The sequence below is a fragment of the Mycobacterium sp. MS1601 genome (assembly GCF_001984215.1).
GTDB lineage: Bacteria > Actinomycetota > Actinomycetes > Mycobacteriales > Mycobacteriaceae > Mycobacterium.
On sequence record NZ_CP019420.1, the window covers coordinates 2,294,497 to 2,313,164 of the forward strand.

Consider the following 18,668-nt stretch of genomic DNA (forward strand, 5'->3'; position numbering starts at 1 on the left):
GCTGCTCGAGCGGGGCCCGAGTTCCACGAGAGGTGTTTGTGCAGGTCACCAGCGTCGGCCACGCCGGCTTTCTGATCGAAACGAGTGCGGGCGACATTCTGTGCGACCCGTGGGTGAACCCGGCGTACTTCGGGTCGTGGTTTCCCTTCCCTGACAACAGTCAGTTGGACTGGGACCGGCTCGGCGATTGCGACTACCTCTACGTCTCACATCTGCACAAGGATCATTTCGACCCCGAGAACCTGCGCCGCCACGTCAACAAGGACGCCGTGGTGCTGCTGCCGGACTACCCGGTGCCCGATCTGCGCCGGGAGCTCGAAGCCCTGGGGTTCCACCGCTTCGTCGAGACAACCGATTCGGTCAAGCACCGCGTCAGCGGGCCCAAGGGCGACCTCGACGTCATGATCATCGCGCTGCGCGCCCCCGCCGACGGACCCATCGGTGACTCCGGGCTGGTGGTCTCCGACGGCGAGACCGTCGCGTTCAACATGAACGACGCCCGCCCGGTGGACCTCGACGTGCTGGCGACGGAGTTCGGCCACGTCGACGTCCACATGCTGCAGTTCTCGGGTGCCATCTGGTACCCGATGGTCTACGACATGCCCGAGCGCGCCAAAGCGGCTTTCGGCACCCAGAAGCGGCAGCGCCAGATGGACCGCTGCCGCCAGTACATCGCCCAGGTCGGCGCGACCTGGGTCATTCCCTCGGCGGGGCCACCGTGCTTCCTCGACGACGACCTTCGGTTCCTCAACGACGACCACGGCGATCCGGCGAACATCTTCCCCGACCAGATGGTGTTCCTGGAGCAGATGCGCGCGGCAGGCCACGACCGCGGGTTGTTGATGATGCCCGGCACCCGTGCGGATTTCACCGGCTCTGAGTTGAACTCGCTGGAACATCCCCTGCCGGTCGAGGAGGTGGAAGCCATCTTCACCACCGGCAAAGCGGCCTACATCGCCGATTACGCCGAGCGGATGGCGCCCGTGCTGGCTGACCTGAAGGCCGGTTGGGCACCCGCTGCGGGAGAATCGCTGCTCGAGCCGCTACGCGAGCTGTTCGAACCGATCATGATCCAGTCCGATCAGATCTGCGACGGCATCGGCTATCCGGTGCAACTACTGCTGGGCGCCGAGACCGTGGTTCTGGATTTCCCGAAACGGGCTGTACGCGAGCCGATTTCCGATGAGAAGTTCCGCTACGGATTCGAGATCGCACCGGAGTTGGTGCGCACGGTGCTACGCGACCGCGAGCCCGACTGGGTGAACACCATCTTCCTGTCCACCCGGTTCAAGGCGTGGCGGGTCGGCGGCTACAACGAGTACCTGTACACCTTCTTCAAATGCCTGACCAATGAGCGCATCGCCTACGCAGACGGCTGGTTCGCCGAAGCACACGACGACTCAGCCTCCATCACCGTCGACGGTTGGGAGATCCAGCGCCGGTGCCCGCACCTGAAAGCCGATCTGTCGAAATTCGGTGTGGTGGAAGGTGAGACGCTGACCTGCAATCTGCACGGTTGGCAGTGGAACCTCACCAACGGCCGATGCCTGACCACCAAGGGACACCAACTGCGGAGCCGCGCATTGTGAGTGCACCCCCGAGGCAGTACTACGACGACGGCATGGTCGCGCTGGACCGGTCGGCGATCACGCTGCGGCGCTACCACTTTCCGTCGGGAACCTCGAAAGTGATTCCGCTGCACGATATCCGGAGCTACCAGGTCGACGAGCTGGGCATGTTCATGCAGCGCTTCCGGATCTGGGGTAGCTCGGACCTGCGCCGGTGGCTGCCGCTGGACATCCGGCGACCGCTGAAGTCCACCCTGGTCACCCTCGACGTGCCGGGACTGAAACTGCGCCCTGCCTTCACACCGGCGCGGCCCAAGGAGTTCGTGGCCGTGCTGAAAGAGCTGTTGAACTGAGCGGGCTCAGCTCTCGCGCAGAACCGTCTTTTCCAGCACCCACTGCGCGCGCCGCAGCACCGATTTTCCCGCGGCGGCGGCCGCGGCCCGCAGCGCGCCCGGTGGTTCCGGTCGCCGGACGCGCACGGTGTCGCCCACTCGGATCAGCCCGGGCCCGCTCACGTCGGCGTACACCCCGAGGAAGCGGTTGGTGCGTTCGGCGAGCCTGCGGGTGATGGCTTTGTCCAACTCGACGCCCGGCTGCGGGCGGGTGGGCACCACACACCGGATGGTGGGCACCGTGACATACATACGTGCCGTGCCGATCTCGAGATCAGCTCCCACCCAGGCAGATTCGGGGAACTCGGCCTCCTGGTCGTCGACGGTCACCAGCACATTGGGACGGAACCTGCGCACGTCGTACCCGACGCCGTCCGGCGACAGTGACGCCAGGCTGGTCTCGCTCATCAGGTGAAGCGCACTCAGATCCACAAAAGTTCCGGGCGGCGTGGAGTACCGGGCCAATGTCAGGATCTGTCTGGTGGTGAACACCGACGTGTCCGGCAGGGCCTCGGAGTCGCTCAGCCCGAAATCGCGGCGCACCTCGGCTGCGGCGAAGTTGGCTTTGCTCTGCTTGACCGACAGCCGGTGCTGGCTGGTGTCGGCCGTCGGCGGCAGCGATGTCAGGCGCACCTCACGGCCCACCAGTTCCGATAGTCGTTCGTGGACAAGGGGATCGCTGCTGGACACCACCTGCTGGTCGGGGAACGTGATGAGCACCTCGGGAACGTTGCCCGGACCGGCGTCGGCACCCGGTTCAGCGGCATAGGCGGCCGTGCACCCCAGTAGGGCAGGCACCCGCCTCGCGGAGGCGGTGACGTCGTTCTCCAGGTCCCGCACCGCCCACAACCGGTCGGCGTGGCCACCTCGTCTGTCCACGCGCAGTTGCGGCACCTGATGGCCGCCCATCGACTTCACCGGGAAGCGCCACAGCTGCGACACGGTCGTCATGGGAGCAGTCTAGAGACGGCACCGGGGCAGCCGGTGGCGGTTGCGCATCACCTTCTCGTCAGCAACATCCGTCTTGTGAAGCTGCCGATTGCCGGCCGCGCCACGTTGGCCTCAATTTCGTTTGGCTAAGCAACGGTTGACCTGCTATTCATCAGCTCATAGATTCATTGCGCCACCCAGCACGTGGCATCTCAGCGCCGTCTCCGCACCCGAGGAAAACTCTGCTATGGCAAACGCCCGTACGTTCCCGATTCCCGCCGTCACCACGGGCATTGCCGGCGCCGCACTGGTTGGCATGGGCGCATTCGCCCTTGCCGCCACGGCCGAGTCACCCCAGCACACCGCCGACATCCGGCTGACCACCACGGAGTCGACACTGAACTACCTGCTGGACGGCCACAGCCCGGCGATCGGCACCGCGGCCTACACTCTGCGCCCGGCGATCGGCGACGGCGGCTGGTTGATCGGCAACGGCCTCAGCGCTGCGACCGACTGCACCGGCTCTGCCTGCAACGGCGGCAACGGTGGCCTGCTGTGGGGTAACGGCGGCAACGGCGCCAATGGCGGAGACGGCGGCCACGGTGGCTTCCTGTTCGGCAATGGCGGCGACGGCGGAGCGGGTGTCGCGGCGGTGGTCGACGCCGACGGCATCGTGGTGTCCGCGGCCACCGCCGGTGGCCGCGGTGGCAACGGCGGCTGGGTGATCGGCAACGGCGGTGACGGCGGGGTGGGCGCGGAGTCCTGGTACGACGTCACCCATGAGGCCCGGTTCTCCCGGGCCACCAATGGCGGCGACGGCGGCCGCGGCGGTCTGCTGTCCGGTGACGGCGGCAACGGCGGCGACGGCGGCCTCGACGTGAATTCGCCCACGGATGCCCTCGGCGGCAAGGGCGGTAACGGCGGCCGCGGCGGCTGGGTGTTCGGCGACGGCGGGGCCGGTGGCACCGGTGGTCGCGCAGTGGCAGAGGACGGCAACGGCACCGGCGGCGCGGGCGGAGACGGCGGCGACACGACCTTCGGCGAAGCCGGTGCGGGCGGCAAGGGCGGCTTCGGTGCCGCCAACAACCCGGGCGTGGTCGCCACCGGCGGTGCGGGGGGTAGCGGTGGCTACGCCGTCGTCGGCGACGGCGGTCGCGGGGGTGACGGCGGCAACTCCAACAACTGGGACGGCGTGGACGGTGACGGTTCCGCCTCGATCGGCGGTGCAGGTGGCCGCGGCGGTAACTCCGCATTCGGCGGCACCGGCGGTAAGGGTGGCCGCGGCGGGGACACGGTCACCAACAATGCGCCCAGCATCGGCGGCGAAGGCGGCGGCGGTGGACGCGGCGGTGCCCTGGCCGGCAATGGCGGACAGGGTGGCAACGGCGGTGACGCAACCAGTCTCGCCGGCGGTCCGGCCTCGGGCGGTCAGGGCGGCACCGGCGGAACAGGTGGCGCAGTCGGTGGTGACGCCGGCGGCAACGGAACCAACGGCACCGCCAACGGCGGTGCCGGCTGAGCAATCAGCTGGACGAAACCGTTTGGCGCAGTTCGGAACAGGCGTCGGACTCGGTGTCGTACACGCGCACGATGGCCTGGTCGCCCACCTTCAGGAACGTCGACTCGCCGAGTTCGGTGTATCGGGTGGCGCCGATGCCGATCAGCACGTTCTCGGGATGACCGGCGGCCACCATCAGCGCACCGACGTCCTCCAACGGCGTCTCCGGTGAGCCCTTCTGGTTCGCCAGCCGCTCGACGATCCAGTCCAGCAGCACTTCGCCGTAGTAGGAGTAGCCCAGCAGCGGGCTGTCCACCCCGTAGGCGTGCTCCTCACCGGCGCCGTCACGCAGGTGACACATCAGCCGCAGAGTCGACGTCGGCCCGTCCGGGGTCAGATCGCTGATGTCGAAGAACGTCGCGGCAACACCTTTTGATGCCGGACCCCAGTTCTTCTTGTGGCTGATCTTGGGAGCACCGGGTCGCCGGATGGAGCAGTCGTTGAAGGCGCCCAGCGCGAACGGCTGCAGCGTCACCACGGTGTCGCCGTCCCAGACCACCCGGCAGGCCAACCCGACCTCGGGCTCGATCTGCAGGTTCAGCGGCTCGTCGCTGGCGGGCAGCACAATCGCGTCGTTGGACAGTGGGAACTCCGACAGGAAGCCGTCGACCCCGGGTGCGTACCAGGGGAAGATGCCCTTGGGCGCTTCACCGGATTCGCCCGTCGTGGGCCTGACATTCACGAAATCCGCTGCCTCACCGGCCTGTTCGAGATGACCGGCGAAGTTACCCGCCACTCCGAAACCGAACCAGGAACGCAGGTCGTCGAGAGCCAGATCGATCATGGTGTCAGTACCTCCGTGCCGACGTAGGGGACCAAGGCCGCCGGCACCCGCACACTGCCGTCGGGCTGTTGGTGGTTCTCCAGGATCGCCACCAGCCAGCGGGTGGTGGCCAGAGTGCCGTTGAGGGTGGCCGCGATCTGCGGCTTGCCGTTCTGGTCGCGGTAGCGGGTCGACAGCCGGCGCGCCTGAAATGTCGAGCAGTTCGACGTGGACGTCAGCTCACGGTAGGTCTGCTGGGTGGGCACCCATGCTTCACAGTCGAACTTGCGTGCTGCCGACGAACCGAGATCGCCTGCGGCCACGTCGATCACGCGGTAGGGCACCTCGATCAGCGCAAGCATCTCGCGCTGCCATCCGAGCAGGCGCTGGTGCTCGGCCTCGGCCTCGGCCGGTTCGCAGTAGACGAAGGCCTCCACCTTGTCGAACTGGTGCACCCGGATGATGCCGCGGGTGTCCTTGCCGTAGCTGCCCGCCTCGCGGCGGAAGCACGAGGACCACCCGGCGTAGCGCAGCGGTCCGTTGGACAGGTCCAGGATCTCGTCGGAGTGGTAACCCGCCAGCGGCACCTCCGAGGTCCCCACGAGGTAGAGGTCGTCGTCCGGGAGGTGGTAGATCTCGTCGGCGTGGGCGCCCAGGAAACCGGTGCCGCGCATCACCTCGGGCCGTACGAGCACCGGAGGGATCATCAGGGTGAACCCGGCGTTGGTGGCCAGTCGCACGGCCAACTGCAACAGCCCCAACTGCAGAAGAGCGCCCTGGCCGGTCAGGAAGTAGAACCGCGAGCCCGAGACCTTCGCGCCGCGCTCCATGTCGAGCAACCCGAGAGTTTCGCCGAGTTCCAGATGATCCTTCGGGTTCTCGATGCTCGGCGGTGTGCCGACGGTGTCGAGCACCACGAAGTCGTCCTCGCCGCCGGCGGGCACCCCGTCGATCACGACATTGGAGATGGCCATGTGGGCGGCAACAAAAGCCTTTTCGGCCTCGCCCTGCTCCGCTTCGGCCGATTTCACCTGCGCCGCCAGTTCCTTGGCACGCGCCAGCACGGCCGGCCGATCCTCGGGCGAGGCAGCGCCGACCTGTTTGCTCACGGACTTCTGCTCGGCTCGCAGACTGTCGGCGGCAGAGATGGCGGAGCGCCGCGAGGCATCCGCGGCCAGTAGCGCATCGACCAGCGCGGGATCCTCACCGCGGCTGGTCTGGGAACGGCGAACGCGATCCGGGTCGTCGCGCAGCAGCTTCAGGTCGATCACGCCCGCCAACCCTACTTTTGTCTCGGAGGCGCAGTCATGGCGAGGGGGGCCTACGGTCCCGTTCGCTGCGACACAACCACATAACGTTACATTCGCATCACTTGTCACAGCACCCGACACGCCTGTCACAATGGAGCGGATGTCCGAACTCCCCGAGGCGCAGGAAACGGCGCCTGAGCAGCCCAAAGGCAAGCGGTTCGACTGGTTGCGCACGTTCCAGGCCAGAGCCACCCGGCGTGCCCTGCTGCTGACCGCGCTCGGTGGGCTGCTCATCGCCGGCCTGATCACCGTGCTGCCCCTGACCGGGTCCAACAACGGCCTGGTGGGCTACCTGAACACCGACATCATCCCGATCGCCGGCTCCAAGGGGTCCGAGACGTTCAGCGAGGCCACCCCGGGTAACTGCCTGAACTGGCCGAACGCCACTCCCGACGACGCGGAGGTGGTCGACTGCGCCGACGAGCACCGCTTCGAGGTTGCCGAGTCGGTGGACATGAGCACCTTCCCCGGCACCGAGTACGGCCCGGATGCCGCCCCGCCGTCACCCGCCCGCATCCAGCAGATCAGCCAGGAACAGTGCCAGGTCGCGGTGCGCCGCTACCTCGGTCCGCGGTTCGATCCCAACAGCCGGTTCACCATCGGCATGCTGTGGTCCGGCGACAAGGCCTGGCGCCAGTCCGGCGAGCGGCGGATGCTGTGCGGTCTGCAGTTGCCGGGCCCCGACAACCAGCAGCTGGCCTTCCAGGGCAAGGTCGCCGAAGTGGACCAGTCCAAGGTGTGGCCGGCGGGCACGTGCCTTGGCATCGACCCGGCCAGCAACCAGCCCACCGACATCCCGGTGGATTGCGCGGCACCGCATGCCATGGAGATCACCGGATCGGTGAACCTGGCCGAGAGGTTCCCGGGGCCCGAACTACCGCCGGAAGCCGATCAGGACGCGTTCATCAAGGAAACGTGCACGGCCTTGACCGACGCCTACCTGGCGCCGATCGAGCTGCGCACCACCACGCTGACGCTGATCTACAGCACCATCTCGCTGCCGAGCTGGACCGCGGGCAGCCACCAGGTGTCCTGCAGCGTCGGGGCCACCCTGGGCAACGGCGGCTGGGCCACCTTGCTCAACAGCGCCAAGGGTCCGTTGATGATCAACGGACAGCCGCCGGTGCCCCCGCCGGACATTCCGGCGGAGCGGCTGAACCTGCCGCCCATCGAATACAGCGAGCCGACGCAGGAGTACTACCCGGACACCTCCGGCTCCTACTCGGGTTCCGATTCGAGCACGACGACCACCGAACGTGACCCCAACCAGCACATGCCGGGTCAGACCACCGAGACCGTCGCCCCGCCGCCCACGACGGGCAACGTGTTCAACCCGCCTCCGCCGGATGCCCCCGCACCCGCACCGGAAGCGGTGCCGCCTCCGGCCGCCCCGGTGCCCGCGCCCGCGCCCGCGCCGGATCCGTTCGCACCGCCGCCCCCGGCTGCTCCGGTGGAACCCGTTCCGGCTCCGGTACTGCCGCCCCCGGCCTGACCCGTGCCAGTCCGGATGAGCCGGAAGAGGTTCGAAGAGTTGGTCTCCGACGCACTCGACCTCATTCCGGCGGAACTGGCCGCAGCCTTCGACAACGTCGTGGTGCTGGTGGAGGACCGCAACCTGGAGGAGCCCGACCTGCTGGGCCTCTACGAAGGCGTCGCGCTGACCGAGCGGGACTCGTTCTACGCCGGGTCGCTGCCCGACACCATCACCATCTACCGGGGTGCCCTGCTGCAGATGTGCGACAGCGAGCAGCAGGTGGTCGACGAGGTGGCCATCACCGTGATTCACGAAATCGCGCACCACTTCGGCATCGACGACGAGCGGTTGCACCAACTCGGCTGGGCCTGAAGGCGCGCCGCACCCGCAATGTCGGGCCACGGTGGTAGGAACGGGGGATGGAAGCAGACTGCACCGGCACGTTGATCGTGCACGCACTGCTTCGCGCGGACTGCACCGACGAGCACTGCACCACACCCGAACTGATGGCCCACGTGTTCGTCGTCGACTGCGAAGCGGTGGGGTGTGAGTGCGCTCAGCCCATCGGGTCGACGGACGTGCGCGCTTCCTGAACCGCATCCACCTCTGGTTCGGGATAGAACGGCGGGGTCAACGCTCCCCACTGCAAGCAGCTCCACCGGCCGTCGGTGATGGGGGCCAGTACCACTGATTCGGTATTGGCCAGGTGGTTGTCCAGGGCGAAGCCGCCGTCGACGCCGGACAGCACGGCACCCACCAGCCGGATCGCGGCACCGTGGCTGACCACCACGATGTCGTCGGTCCAGTCATGGTCATCGAGGTAACGCAATCGCAGATCCGTCACCACCGGCAAGTATCGGGCCAGGACGTCGTTGCCGCTCTCGCCGCCCGGCATCGCGGCGTCCAAATCACCTTCATGCCAGCGCTGGTAGATCTGGCCGAACTCCTTGATGGCCTCGTCATCGTTGCGGTTCTCCAGCTCACCCACCTGCACCTCGTGCAGGCCGTCGAACTCCTGCGGTGCCACGCGCAACAGCTCGCCGGCCTCCCCCGCGGTCTGGCGTGCCCGGATGGCAACGGAGTGGGCCAGCAGGCCCGGCGGGTCCTGCCTGCCTCGGGCGAAAGCCCGCGCCTGGTCGCGCCCCAGCGGGGTCAGTTCAGCTCCGGGAGGCCGGGTGTCCAGGCGCTTCTCGACGTTGCCGTAGGTCTGGCCGTGCCGAAGCAGGATCAGCCGTCCACTCATGACTTTCCCTCCCGGAGCTGTTCGAGCCAGGTGCTGGCTTCGTCGAGTTGGGGCGGAAGGGCTCCTGCAGCCGAGCCGGTCGGCCAAGATCCGAGATATCGCACATCGGCACAACGTCGGTGCAGCGCTGTGAGTGCCTCGGCGACGGCGGAATCTTCGATGTGCCCCACACAGTCGAGGAAGAAGACGTAGGTCCCGAGTTCGACGCGGGTGGGCCGAGACTCGATCCGGGTGAGGTCGATATCGCGGATGCCGAACTCCAACAGCGCGCTCACCAGCGCTCCTGGCACGTTCTCCAGTCTCAGCACCACCGAGGTGCGGTCGGCGCCGGTGCGAGCCGGCGGGCGCCCGGGTCTACCGACGAGCACAAATCGGGTGCGGGCGTTGGCCTCGTCCACCACTGCGTCGGCCAGGGTGTGCAATTCGTAGAGCTCGGCCGCCAGCGCGGTGCTGACACCCGCATCCACCCGACCCTGCGAAACATCTTCTGCGGCACCGGCATTGGAGATTGCGGGCACCACTGTGGCCTGCGGGAGATGTTCGGCAAGCCAGCGTCGCACCTGGGCGGCCGCCACCGGGAACGCGGCCACGGTGCGCACCGCCGCGGCGTCCGTGCCGGGGGGCACGACAATGCTGAACGCCACGTCGAGGGTGAGTTCGGCGTACACCTGCAGCGGTGAGCCGATGGCCAGTGCGTCGAGGGTGGGCAACACCGAGCCCTCGATGGAGTTCTCGATGGGAACGCAGGCGTAGGTCGCATCCCCGCGGCGCACCGCCTCGAGGGCGGCGGGAGTGCTGTCTGTGGGCAGAGCCGCGACCGCGTGACCTTCGGGGACCAGCCCCGAGGCTGTCATCTGGTTGAGCGCCGCCTGGGAGAACGTCCCCTGCGGACCCAGGTAAGCGATGCCGACCACCCCGCAACCCTAACCGGAGTCCGAGGCCGCCAGAGCCGAGCACGCGAAGGACCTCCGGTACGCGTGGGCAGTCGGGTAGGACTTGCGACGCTCCCAGATCGCTAGTTAAGTTAGGCTTACCTCAGTTCGAGATCAGCACCGAAAGGCGCCCGATGACCGCAGCAACAATTCCTGGCCCCAGCACCGCCGAACGCATCAGAAGCGCTTGCGTGCGGGCCGGAAGTGCGCTGCTGGCCCTCGAAGGCATCGAGCCCGAGTCCACCCCGGTGCACCACCTGATGGCCGACGGCTCGTTCGCCACCATCGTTCCCACCACGAGCATGGCCGCTGCCAAGATCCTCAACGCCGGCATCGGCGGGGTGCAAGCAGTCCTGGAACTCACCGACTACGCCCCGCTGCCGCTGCGCGAACCCGTCCGGTCACTGGTGTGGATCCGTGGGCGTCTGGTGCGCGTCCCCGACGTGGCCGTGCGCGCGACCCTCGATCTGATCGCCTCCGAGGATCCCAATCCGGTGCTGCTGCAGGTGGGCACCGATTTCACCCTGCTACGCCTCGAAGTCGAGTCCGTGGTGGTCGCCGATTCCACGGGCGCCGAGTCCGTCGGGGTGGGCACCCTGCTCGAGGCCGAGCCCGACCCGTTCTGCGTCATGGAGACATGCTGGCTGCGCCACATCGACAACGATCACCGTGACGTGGTGGCACGGCTGGCCACCAGGCTGCCCGGACCGATGCGCCGCGGCCGGGTCCGCCCCCTAGGACTGGACCGCTACGGCGTCCGTCTGCGGGTCGAGGGCGACGACGGCGACCACGACGTGCGCTTGCCGTTCCCCAAGCCGGTCGACGACGTGAACGCACTCAGCCAGGCCATCCGGGTGCTGATGGGCTGCCCCTTCGTCAACGGCCTGCGCGCCCGCCAGTTCTGACATAACCGCGGTTACCGTGACGGGGTGACCGAACCCGGCCAACTGCCCGCGCCTGAACGGCGGGCCATCAAGATCGAGATCGTCGTCGTCCTGGCCGTCACATTCGGTCTCAGCGCCATCACCGCGACCCTGCGACTCACCGATTTTGTGCTGCGCGGCCTGGCCGACCAGTCCGTGGCCCTCAACCCCCGGCGCTCATACTTCGACCTGATCGACCTGGCCTTGAACCTGGCGTCGGTCACCCAGCTGGTGGCCTGGGGCGCGTTGGCGGTGTACCTGTTGTGGCGCAGTGGTTTCACCCTGACCCGCATCGGCATCGGCCGGTTCCGGCTGCGCCCCGACCTGCTGGGCGGCCTCGGACTGGCGGCCCTGATCGGCATCCCCGGCCTGGGGCTGTACGTCGCTGCCCGCGCCCTGGGGTTCAGCGCCGAGGTGGTGCCGACGGAACTGTCGGACACCTGGTGGCGGATTCCGGTGTTGATCGCCGCCGCCTTCGCCAATGGCTGGGCCGAAGAGGTGATCGTGGTCGGATACCTGCTCAACCGCTTCGATCAGCTGGGCATCAACCCCGTCAAGGCCGTGGTCGCCACGAGTCTGCTCCGCGGCGCCTACCACCTCTACCAGGGGTTCGGCGCAGGCGTCGGCAACTTCATCATGGGCCTGGTGTTCGGGACGGCGTACCGTCGCTGGGGCCGGCTGTGGCCGCTGATCATCGCGCACGGCGTGATCGACGTCGTCGCGTTCGTCGGCTACGCGCTGCTGGCTCAGCATCTGGGATGGCTGGCCCCCGAGCGCGTAAATTGATCGAGTGAACGACGACCGGCGGCCGCCACCCCCGATGCCGCCGCGCCGGCCGCATCCACAGCAGTTGCCGCCAGTGCGGGAGCCGTCGCAGGTGATCCGCCGTGACCCGGCCTACCGACCGGCTGCCCAACCTCCACCGCCGCAGCGGCGACGACCTCCGCCGCCCCCACCACCCCGGCGCCCGCCTCCCCCACCGCCGAGGGTCGCCGCCCCGCCGCCGCAACCACCCCCGACCAAGAAGAAGCGCAGACGCATCCCGGTGCTGCGGCTGCTGCTCGCCCTGATCCTGGTGGCTGTCGTCGCGGTGGTGGGTATCGGCTTCTGGGCGGAGACCTCGTTGCACCGCATCACAGCGCTGACCGACTACCCGGAACGACCCGCCTCCGGTCGCGGCACCAATTGGCTGCTCGTGGGCTCCGACAGCCGCGCCGATCTGTCACCGGAACAGCAGGCCACCCTCGCCACCGGCGGCGACGTCGGCAACGGCCGCACGGACACCATCATGCTGGTGCACATTCCCGGCCTGGGATCCAGCGCGCCGACCACCATGGTGTCCCTTCCCCGCGACTCCTACGTCGACATTCCTGGGTACGGCAGCGACAAGATCAACGCGGCGTTCGCGGTCGGCGGTCCCCAGTTGCTGGCGCAGACCGTCGAGCAGGCCACCGGTCTGCACGTCGACCACTACGCCGAGGTGGGGTTCAACGGTTTCGCCGACGTGGTGGACGCACTCGGCGACGTGACGGTGTGCCCCACGGATCCGATCAACGACCCGCTGGCCGGCATCGACCTCCCCGCGGGTTGTCAGTCTCTCGACGGCGCCCAGGCGCTGGGGTACGTCCGCAGCCGCGCCACACCACGCGCGGACCTGGACCGGATGACCAATCAGCGGGAGTTCATGTCCGCCCTGCTCCACCGGGCCGCCGCACCCGCGGTGTGGCTCAACCCGTGGCGTTGGTACGCCGTGCCCAACGCCGCGGTGGACGCGTTGACCGTCGACGACGGGGACCACGTGTGGGACCTGGCCCGGCTCGGGTGGGCGCTGCGCGGTCAGACCACCGCCTTGACGGTGCCCATCGGCGAGTACACCTCCAACGGCTCGGGCGACGTGGTGATCTGGGACCAGACGGCTGCTCCCGAACTGTTCGATGCGTTGGCCTCCGATGCTGCGCTACCACAGTCCGCACTGGACGCACAGCCTTGACACACGTCTTGGAGCAAACATTTCTGGAGAGTGAAACCCGTCACGGACTTAGGTCCGGATAACTTAGGAAAGCCTTGCATCGGTAAGGTGAACCTTGGATGAATATCGCGCTGACCTGCACTATTGTGGGCGCCATGACTTCAACTGACGCGCAGCACACGAAATTCAACGGACTGCTTTCCGACCAGATCCGTAACGAATTCACCGCTTCGCAGCAATACATCGCCGTGGCGGTGTACTTCGATGACTCCGACCTCCCGCAGCTGGCCAAGCACTTCTACCGCCAGGCCGTCGAGGAGCGCAACCACGCCATGATGCTGGTGCGCTACCTGCTGGACCGCGGTATCCACGCCGAGATCCCCGGCATCGACGCCGTCCGCAATGACTTCGCCACTCCCCGCGCCGCGCTGGAGATGGCGCTGGGTCAGGAGCGCACAGTCACCGAGCAGATCACCACTCTGGCGGCCGTCGCGCGTGATGAAGGCGACTACCTGGGAGAGCAGTTCATGCAGTGGTTCCTCAAAGAGCAGGTCGAAGAGGTGGCGTCCATGTCGACGTTGCTGCGGATCGCCGACCGCGCCGGTGACAACCTGTTCCACCTCGAGGACTTCGTGGCCCGGGAGATGTCCGTCGAGGGCGCCGACGCCACCGCTCCCGCCGCAGCCGGCGGATCTCTCTAACTAGCTGTCGCGACCCGCCCCGGTCAGCCCGTCCTGCAGCCAGGACTTGGTGCGGCCGGGGTGGTTGGTCGCAACCCAGGCCACCCCGACGTCGCGGCAGAATTCCACGTCCTCGTAGTGGTCAACGGTCCAGCAGTACAGCGCCCGCCCCTGCGCGGCCGCCCGGTCCACCAGTTCGGGATGCTCACGCAAGGTGGTGATGGACGGCCCCACGGCGGTCGCACCCACCGTCGTGGCCGCGCTGCCACCCAGATACCTCGACGTCTCGCCCAGCAGGACTGTGGGCAACAGGGGCGCGGCGCGTCGGATCCGCCACACCGCGGCCGCCGAGAACGACATCACCACCGCGCGTGACCGGTCAGCGGAGGCCGGCGACGCGATGCCGTAGCGGTGCAACAACGCCAGCACCTTGCTCTCCACCAGCGCCCCGTACCGCACCGGGTGTTTGGTCTCGATGAAGAGCTTCACCGGCCGGTTCCAGTCGAGCACCAACGAGACCAGATCGTCGAGCGTCAACAGCCCGGTGTCGCCGAGGCTGCCGTCAGGACGCCAACTGCCGTGCCACGCGCCGTAGTCGAGGTCGCGCAGCTGGGCCAACGTCATCTCGCTGACCAACCCGGTGCCACTGGAGGTGCGGTCGATCCGGCGGTCGTGCACACACACCAGATGCCCGTCCTGGGTCAGGCGGACGTCACACTCGACGCCGTCGGCCCCTTCCTGCAGAGCCAGCTCGTATGCAGCCAACGTGTGCTCCGGCCGGTCGGCGGATGCCCCTCGGTGAGCCACGACGAACGGGTGCCCCTCATGGCCTTCCCGGTGCGCATCGTCGCCCGACCTCATATCGCTATGCTGCAGGCTCCTGCCCGCTCGGCTCAACCGCAGTGTCCGATTCGTCGCGACGGCCCTGGTCAGCGGGTTGCGATTCGGCGGCGACCATCACCCAGCGATGCGCGGGGCGCTCCACCGGCTTGCGTTCGAACCCGAAGTACACCCGCGCCAGTGCGGCCACGGTGGCCGCGCCCAGCAGATAGGCGATGGTGGCTGTCACCGTGTTGTCCGCGATCCCCTGCGCATCGCTGGTGAAGCTGGTGGCGATGGCGAACGTCGACACCCCGGTGGACAACACCCACAGCACCCACCAGACCAGGATGGGCTTGCGCATCCTGGGATAGACGTCCTCGGCAGTGGCCATTTCGATCACGAACACCGGAGCCCACACCAGGTTCACCACCGGCGTCAGGCAGCCCAACCACAGCGCCCTGGACGAGCGCGGATCCTCGTGGCCGTGGTGGGCGTACACGGCGGCGCGCCGTCGGATCAACCATCCCGTCATCACGACGGCACTGCCGATCACGGCGAACAGCACAGCCGTGCTGAGCAACACACCCAGCCACACCGCCGTCCAGGCCACCGGAGGCGGGAGCAGGGCGGTGCGGTTGATAATCAGCAGAAGGTAACGAATGGCGTGCACCAATGCCGCGGCCAGCATCACGCCGACTGTGGTGTACAGGGTGACTCGGGCGAACCGGGCCGAGGGTCCGCTACGGGCAGTTTCGGTGGGGGCGCTCACCTGGGCGATCGGATCCAGCAGTCCCCACCGCGGGATCATCTCGTAACGCGGGGTGGGACCCAACTGCCTGCGCTGTCGCGGCGCCGTGGGCGCGGCCCCGGGGCGGACGGCGATCCAGCGGTATCCCGACGGCAGCCGATGCCCCGAATTGGGGGCATCGGGTGGTCGGTGCCAACCCGACTGCTGCGGTGCACCCGGTTGCGCCATGGCTGCCGGCGGCAGCAGCGCACCCTGGCATCTCGGGCACCACTGGCGTTGCTTGTCGCGCACGTTCCAGCGGGTGCCGCACATGGAACACACCTGGATCACCCGTCCAGCCTAACCGCGCTGATCGGCGACCGGCCGGGCTGATCGGCGACCAGCCGGGCCAGCAGGATCAGACGCTGCCGGGGCCACCGTCGTCGGTGACCACGGGTCGACCCGCTCCGGTCCACGCGAGCATGCCGCCGCTGACGTTCCTCGGCTCGTAGCCTTCGCGCAGCAGATACTGGGCCACCCGCTGTGATCGCCCACCGGCATGGCAGATGACGTAGAGCTCTTTGTCCACGTCGATCTCATGAATTCGAGCCGGGACGTCGCCCATCGGGATGTGTTGGGCACCGGGGGCGTGTCCGCGTTGCCACTCGTCGTCTTCGCGGACGTCGAGCAGGATCGCGTCAGCACCGAATTCGGCGGGAAGCCCGGGGACGTCCACCTGAGGAACCGAGTCGTCCATCCCGCCATCCTGTCATGCGTCGGACGTCCACAGCCATCTCCGGAACGGTGACGCTGAAACAGCAATCGCTGACTATCCACAGTTTCCACAGCTTTATCCACAGCCTGCCGACCGCTGTCCAAGCGGCTGTGCTCGGCATTCGGTGGCCACACCGTCACCGGCTGTGGATAGCGCCGGCTGCACCCGGAAGATGATCAACAGCCCGCGGCGAACACCCACCATTTGTGCGGACAAATATCGCGGCGGCTTGCGCATAAACGCACGTTTTCGCAGCGCACACATCAGGGGCTATGCTCAGTTTTCCTCGTGGTACGAGGCGAGCTATGATCGCCGTCACAGGAAGGTTTCTGTGATTCATCTCACTGGGGCAGTATCGATGGTGCAGGTCAGGTGTCTGTGATGGCGGCTCAACCTATCGGGTCCCAGTCGGCGGGTCAGCCGAAGCACTGGTACGCGCCGTCGTCGACCTGCAACCGCTCGTATCTTCTGGCCGCCATGCGCGCCGGCGTCATCGCCCTGGTTCTGCTCGCCGTCCTGGTCCTGGTTGTCCTGACCTGACCGTCCACACCACCCGGTAGGACCCGGCCACCTCAACCGGACCGAACTGCCTGGAATCGACCACTCCCGGTGCGCGGGCATTGTCCGACACCGCTTCGAATGCTGCCCGGCGCCCGGATCCGTAAACAGTCCCGACACGTTTGACCAACCAGCGCGACGGCACCCGGGGATCCGGGAAGACCCTCACCTGGCCCGTCCGCGCGGCCCCGCCCCGAAGCGCCAGTACACCGTCACCCGGCGCCAACGACGGCTGCATCGAGTTCTCGACGATGAGGAACCGGCGTACCGGCCAGCGCCGCTGCGCTTTCCGCCGGGTCACAGGGGACAGCCTAGGTTTTCGGGTCGGGGTGCCGGGGGTAGGTTTGAGTGCATGCTGCTTCGACTTTTCACCAACGCCACCCCTGCCCACGCTCACTGCGACCTGTACTGCGGTGTCTACGATCCCGCCCAGGCGAAGATCGAGGCGCTGTCGTGCCTCAAGACCCTGCAGAAGTACCACGATTCCGATGACGAGCACTTCAAGACCCGCGCCATCCTGATCAAGGAGCAGCGCGCCGAAGAGGTCAAGCATCACCTGATGGTGCTGTGGGCCGACTTCTTCACCAAGGACCACTTCGAGCAGTTCCCCAACCTGCACCAGCTGTTCTGGGACGGCGTGCACGGTGCAGGCGACGTCAAGAAGTCGCTCGACGTGGCCGTTGCCGAGAAGCTCCTGGCCACCATCGACGAGATCGCCGACATCTTCTGGCAGACCGAGAAGGCCAAGGGCATGGGCGTGTACCCGCCCGCCTGATCTCGTACTGCTGAGTTCACCCAACGGGGCGTCACGCACTGCGTGGCGCCCCGTTGTTCATCCGATGCTCGTTTGCCGTTAGCACTCGTGTCCTCTTGCCTGCCAACGGGTAAGTGGCTCATCCTGTTCGGACCGACCCGCAGTCGTGTCGCGCGGCACTGTCCGAACCGAGTAGTTGCGGAGGGCACATGGAACCAGGGTCCGGACGAGCCATCGAACTCGCCCCCTTTCATTCCGGTGGCGCCCTGAAGGGTTTTGTGGTCTCCGGCCGGTGGCCAGATTCCACAAAAGAATGGGCGCAACTGCTGATGGTCGCCGTCCGCGTTGCCTCCTGGCCCGGATTACTCTCCACCACAACCATTTTCGGCGTGCGCGAAGAGCTTCCCGACGCACCCGCCCCCGGCACGGTCGGCCTGGTGTTGGCCGAGGGCACCGTGGTGGGCGAGTCCGCCATTGCCCCTGGGTACTTCGCGGACCAGAATCCGCCGGCCCTGATGATGCTGCACCCCCCGTCGGAGACCACGCCGTCGCTGCCGGAGTGCAGTGGGGCCGCCTCGGGCTGCGTCCTCCTGCCCGGCCTGCCCCACCTCGGCCTCGAGCATCGTGCCGCCTGGGTGGAGGCCGAGTCCGACGGCACTGTCACCTCCATGGTGAGTCGAGTGGGCGTCGACCCGATCAGTCATCCCGACACTGCGATTCTGGCAATGCTGCTCGCCGCCTGAATCAGCAGCACGCATCGAGACTCAGTCTTGTGGCAATGATCACGTTGCCGACCCGGGGGAGTGTCCCACGCACCTCTGGCTATCTCGCCCCGGCGGCTGCGCAACCACCCTGCGCCTCACGCTGAGAACTGTCGACGGCCGGGGGTGTCGGCCACTCGCCGATGACGGAATCCGGGGTGGCGACTGGAGATCATTACCGCCGGTAAACGACATGCCAGAGCCCCAAAGCGAACGCCAACATGCCAGGATGATGCGGATCGCGTAGTGGCTTTTCGCGGCAGCAAATCTGCATTCAGCTCAGCTCACGCTCAGGAACGGTTGCCCAGTAACGCACAGGTTTCATCTGCCACCCTCCGATGGCAGCGTTTCCGCGGTGGGCGAACCCAGCTGGGATTTTTCGGCCGCTGCACTATTGTCCTGCGCTTCAAATCACTAACGATGCCCTGATCAGCGCTTCGGAAGCCCTCCTACCGCGCTAACCTGTCAGTACACGCGTTAATTTGTCAGGCGTTTGCACTTGGTTGTTGTCAGAACTCTCGCTACGATG

General features: G+C 67.3%; 21 protein-coding genes. 13 read left to right on the forward strand and 8 right to left on the reverse strand.

The features are described from left to right. Positions 1 to 38 precede the first annotated feature (38 nt). The gene (locus tag BVC93_RS11180; protein ID WP_083740970.1) at positions 39 to 1,589 is read left to right on the forward strand and encodes a Rieske 2Fe-2S domain-containing protein; all 1,551 of its coding nucleotides are present in this window, start codon (positions 39 to 41) and stop codon (positions 1,587 to 1,589) included. A gap of 32 nt (positions 1,590 to 1,621) precedes the next feature. Then, positions 1,622 to 1,921, forward strand: a complete 300-nt coding sequence (locus BVC93_RS11185) for a hypothetical protein (RefSeq protein WP_157517209.1) — start codon at positions 1,622 to 1,624, stop codon at positions 1,919 to 1,921. A 6-nt stretch (positions 1,922 to 1,927) separates the two neighbouring features. Here BVC93_RS11185 and BVC93_RS11190 read toward each other — a convergent pair whose 3' ends face one another. Further along, positions 1,928 to 2,911, reverse strand: a complete 984-nt coding sequence (locus BVC93_RS11190; protein WP_083737221.1) for an MOSC domain-containing protein — start codon at positions 2,909 to 2,911, stop codon at positions 1,928 to 1,930. Positions 2,912 to 3,137: 226 nt separating this feature from the next. Between BVC93_RS11190 and BVC93_RS34530 the strand changes: the two genes are divergently transcribed. Beyond that, the gene (locus tag BVC93_RS34530) at positions 3,138 to 4,409 is read left to right on the forward strand and encodes a hypothetical protein (protein ID WP_083737222.1); all 1,272 of its coding nucleotides are present in this window, start codon (positions 3,138 to 3,140) and stop codon (positions 4,407 to 4,409) included. A 4-nt stretch (positions 4,410 to 4,413) separates the two neighbouring features. Here the strand turns inward: BVC93_RS34530 and BVC93_RS11200 are convergent, their stop codons facing one another. After that, the gene (locus BVC93_RS11200) at positions 4,414 to 5,232 is read right to left on the reverse strand and encodes a DUF5718 family protein (RefSeq protein ID WP_083737223.1); all 819 of its coding nucleotides are present in this window, start codon (positions 5,230 to 5,232) and stop codon (positions 4,414 to 4,416) included. Beyond that, positions 5,229 to 6,482 (reverse strand): serine--tRNA ligase, encoded by a 1,254-nt coding sequence (serS, locus tag BVC93_RS11205; RefSeq protein ID WP_083737224.1) that lies wholly within the window; start codon positions 6,480 to 6,482, stop codon positions 5,229 to 5,231. Before serS ends, BVC93_RS11200 begins: the two co-directional genes overlap by 4 nt. Before the next feature lie 130 nt (positions 6,483 to 6,612). On the opposite strand from serS, the gene BVC93_RS11210 reads away from it, so the two are divergent. Genes BVC93_RS11210 through BVC93_RS33535 form a run of 3 tightly spaced genes read left to right on the forward strand, consistent with a single transcriptional unit; the run spans position 6,613 to position 8,588 of the window. Beyond that, entirely contained in the window at positions 6,613 to 8,013 is a 1,401-nt protein-coding gene (locus BVC93_RS11210) for a septum formation family protein (RefSeq protein ID WP_083737225.1), read from the forward strand. A 3-nt stretch (positions 8,014 to 8,016) separates the two neighbouring features. Continuing rightward, on the forward strand, positions 8,017 to 8,367 hold the full coding sequence (locus BVC93_RS11215) for a metallopeptidase family protein (protein ID WP_083737226.1): 351 nt from the start codon (positions 8,017 to 8,019) through the stop codon (positions 8,365 to 8,367). A gap of 47 nt (positions 8,368 to 8,414) precedes the next feature. Further along, positions 8,415 to 8,588 (forward strand): hypothetical protein, encoded by a 174-nt coding sequence (locus BVC93_RS33535; protein WP_192860259.1) that lies wholly within the window; start codon positions 8,415 to 8,417, stop codon positions 8,586 to 8,588. On the opposite strand, the gene BVC93_RS11220 is transcribed toward BVC93_RS33535, so the two are convergent. Together BVC93_RS11220 and pheA are read right to left on the reverse strand one after the other, a co-directional pair. Continuing rightward, positions 8,552 to 9,238: a histidine phosphatase family protein gene (locus BVC93_RS11220; RefSeq protein ID WP_083737227.1), complete on the reverse strand. Its 687-nt coding sequence runs from the start codon at positions 9,236 to 9,238 to the stop codon at positions 8,552 to 8,554. The two genes, BVC93_RS33535 and BVC93_RS11220, sit on opposite strands and share 37 nt — an antisense overlap. After that, positions 9,235 to 10,092 carry a prephenate dehydratase gene (gene pheA, locus BVC93_RS11225; protein ID WP_442929078.1) on the reverse strand — a complete coding sequence of 286 codons (858 nt, stop codon included), beginning with the start codon at positions 10,090 to 10,092 and terminating at the stop codon, positions 9,235 to 9,237. The genes BVC93_RS11220 and pheA overlap by 4 nt, the downstream gene beginning before the upstream one ends. A gap of 212 nt (positions 10,093 to 10,304) precedes the next feature. On the opposite strand from pheA, the gene BVC93_RS11230 reads away from it, so the two are divergent. The 4 genes from BVC93_RS11230 to BVC93_RS11245 all read left to right on the forward strand — a co-directional run bounded on the left by BVC93_RS11230 (position 10,305) and on the right by BVC93_RS11245 (position 13,763). Next, positions 10,305 to 11,075 carry a DUF2470 domain-containing protein gene (locus tag BVC93_RS11230; protein ID WP_083737229.1) on the forward strand — a complete coding sequence of 257 codons (771 nt, stop codon included), beginning with the start codon at positions 10,305 to 10,307 and terminating at the stop codon, positions 11,073 to 11,075. 24 nt (positions 11,076 to 11,099) lie between these two features. Beyond that, on the forward strand, positions 11,100 to 11,879 hold the full coding sequence (locus tag BVC93_RS11235) for a CPBP family intramembrane glutamic endopeptidase (RefSeq protein WP_083737230.1): 780 nt from the start codon (positions 11,100 to 11,102) through the stop codon (positions 11,877 to 11,879). Between the two features lie 4 nt (positions 11,880 to 11,883). Beyond that, positions 11,884 to 13,083, forward strand: coding sequence for an LCP family protein (locus BVC93_RS11240; protein ID WP_442929042.1), 1,200 nt, complete (start codon positions 11,884 to 11,886; stop codon positions 13,081 to 13,083). A gap of 134 nt (positions 13,084 to 13,217) precedes the next feature. Then, positions 13,218 to 13,763, forward strand: a complete 546-nt coding sequence (locus BVC93_RS11245) for a ferritin (protein ID WP_083737232.1) — start codon at positions 13,218 to 13,220, stop codon at positions 13,761 to 13,763. On the opposite strand, the gene BVC93_RS11250 is transcribed toward BVC93_RS11245, so the two are convergent. The 3 genes from BVC93_RS11250 to BVC93_RS11260 all read right to left on the reverse strand — a co-directional run bounded on the left by BVC93_RS11250 (position 13,764) and on the right by BVC93_RS11260 (position 16,048). Then, complete coding sequence (locus BVC93_RS11250) at positions 13,764 to 14,603, reverse strand: glycerophosphodiester phosphodiesterase (RefSeq protein ID WP_083737233.1); 840 nt, start codon at positions 14,601 to 14,603, stop codon at positions 13,764 to 13,766. 4 nt (positions 14,604 to 14,607) lie between these two features. Next, the gene (locus BVC93_RS11255) at positions 14,608 to 15,642 is read right to left on the reverse strand and encodes a DUF4328 domain-containing protein (RefSeq protein WP_083737234.1); all 1,035 of its coding nucleotides are present in this window, start codon (positions 15,640 to 15,642) and stop codon (positions 14,608 to 14,610) included. 67 nt (positions 15,643 to 15,709) lie between these two features. After that, positions 15,710 to 16,048: a rhodanese-like domain-containing protein gene (locus BVC93_RS11260; RefSeq protein WP_083737235.1), complete on the reverse strand. Its 339-nt coding sequence runs from the start codon at positions 16,046 to 16,048 to the stop codon at positions 15,710 to 15,712. Positions 16,049 to 16,447: 399 nt separating this feature from the next. On the opposite strand from BVC93_RS11260, the gene BVC93_RS33540 reads away from it, so the two are divergent. From BVC93_RS33540 to BVC93_RS11275, 3 genes are all read left to right on the forward strand, one after another. Next, entirely contained in the window at positions 16,448 to 16,606 is a 159-nt protein-coding gene (locus BVC93_RS33540) for a hypothetical protein (RefSeq protein WP_192860260.1), read from the forward strand. Positions 16,607 to 16,976: 370 nt separating this feature from the next. Continuing rightward, positions 16,977 to 17,399: a superoxide dismutase, Ni gene (sodN, locus tag BVC93_RS11270; protein WP_083737236.1), complete on the forward strand. Its 423-nt coding sequence runs from the start codon at positions 16,977 to 16,979 to the stop codon at positions 17,397 to 17,399. A 188-nt stretch (positions 17,400 to 17,587) separates the two neighbouring features. Beyond that, positions 17,588 to 18,121, forward strand: coding sequence for a peptidase (locus BVC93_RS11275; protein WP_083737237.1), 534 nt, complete (start codon positions 17,588 to 17,590; stop codon positions 18,119 to 18,121). Positions 18,122 to 18,668 lie beyond the last annotated feature (547 nt).

What these genes read in the sequence shown, in the direction of transcription:
- BVC93_RS11185 (WP_157517209.1), top strand. Translation starts at nt 1,622, where the DNA reads ATGGTCGCGCTGGACCGGTCGGCGATCACGCTGCGGCGCTACCACTTT.
- BVC93_RS11190 (WP_083737221.1), bottom strand. Translation starts at nt 2,911, where the DNA reads ATGACGACCGTGTCGCAGCTGTGGCGCTTCCCGGTGAAGTCGATGGGC.
- BVC93_RS34530 (WP_083737222.1), top strand. Translation starts at nt 3,138, where the DNA reads ATGGCAAACGCCCGTACGTTCCCGATTCCCGCCGTCACCACGGGCATT.
- BVC93_RS11200 (WP_083737223.1), bottom strand. Translation starts at nt 5,232, where the DNA reads ATGATCGATCTGGCTCTCGACGACCTGCGTTCCTGGTTCGGTTTCGGA.
- BVC93_RS11210 (WP_083737225.1), top strand. Translation starts at nt 6,613, where the DNA reads ATGGAGCGGATGTCCGAACTCCCCGAGGCGCAGGAAACGGCGCCTGAG.
- BVC93_RS33535 (WP_192860259.1), top strand. Translation starts at nt 8,415, where the DNA reads ATGGAAGCAGACTGCACCGGCACGTTGATCGTGCACGCACTGCTTCGC.
- BVC93_RS11220 (WP_083737227.1), bottom strand. Translation starts at nt 9,238, where the DNA reads ATGAGTGGACGGCTGATCCTGCTTCGGCACGGCCAGACCTACGGCAAC.
- pheA (WP_442929078.1), bottom strand. Translation starts at nt 10,092, where the DNA reads ATGACAGCCTCGGGGCTGGTCCCCGAAGGTCACGCGGTCGCGGCTCTG.
- BVC93_RS11230 (WP_083737229.1), top strand. Translation starts at nt 10,305, where the DNA reads ATGACCGCAGCAACAATTCCTGGCCCCAGCACCGCCGAACGCATCAGA.
- BVC93_RS11245 (WP_083737232.1), top strand. Translation starts at nt 13,218, where the DNA reads ATGACTTCAACTGACGCGCAGCACACGAAATTCAACGGACTGCTTTCC.
- BVC93_RS11250 (WP_083737233.1), bottom strand. Translation starts at nt 14,603, where the DNA reads ATGAGGTCGGGCGACGATGCGCACCGGGAAGGCCATGAGGGGCACCCG.
- BVC93_RS11260 (WP_083737235.1), bottom strand. Translation starts at nt 16,048, where the DNA reads ATGGACGACTCGGTTCCTCAGGTGGACGTCCCCGGGCTTCCCGCCGAA.
- BVC93_RS33540 (WP_192860260.1), top strand. Translation starts at nt 16,448, where the DNA reads ATGGCGGCTCAACCTATCGGGTCCCAGTCGGCGGGTCAGCCGAAGCAC.
- sodN (WP_083737236.1), top strand. Translation starts at nt 16,977, where the DNA reads ATGCTGCTTCGACTTTTCACCAACGCCACCCCTGCCCACGCTCACTGC.
- BVC93_RS11275 (WP_083737237.1), top strand. Translation starts at nt 17,588, where the DNA reads ATGGAACCAGGGTCCGGACGAGCCATCGAACTCGCCCCCTTTCATTCC.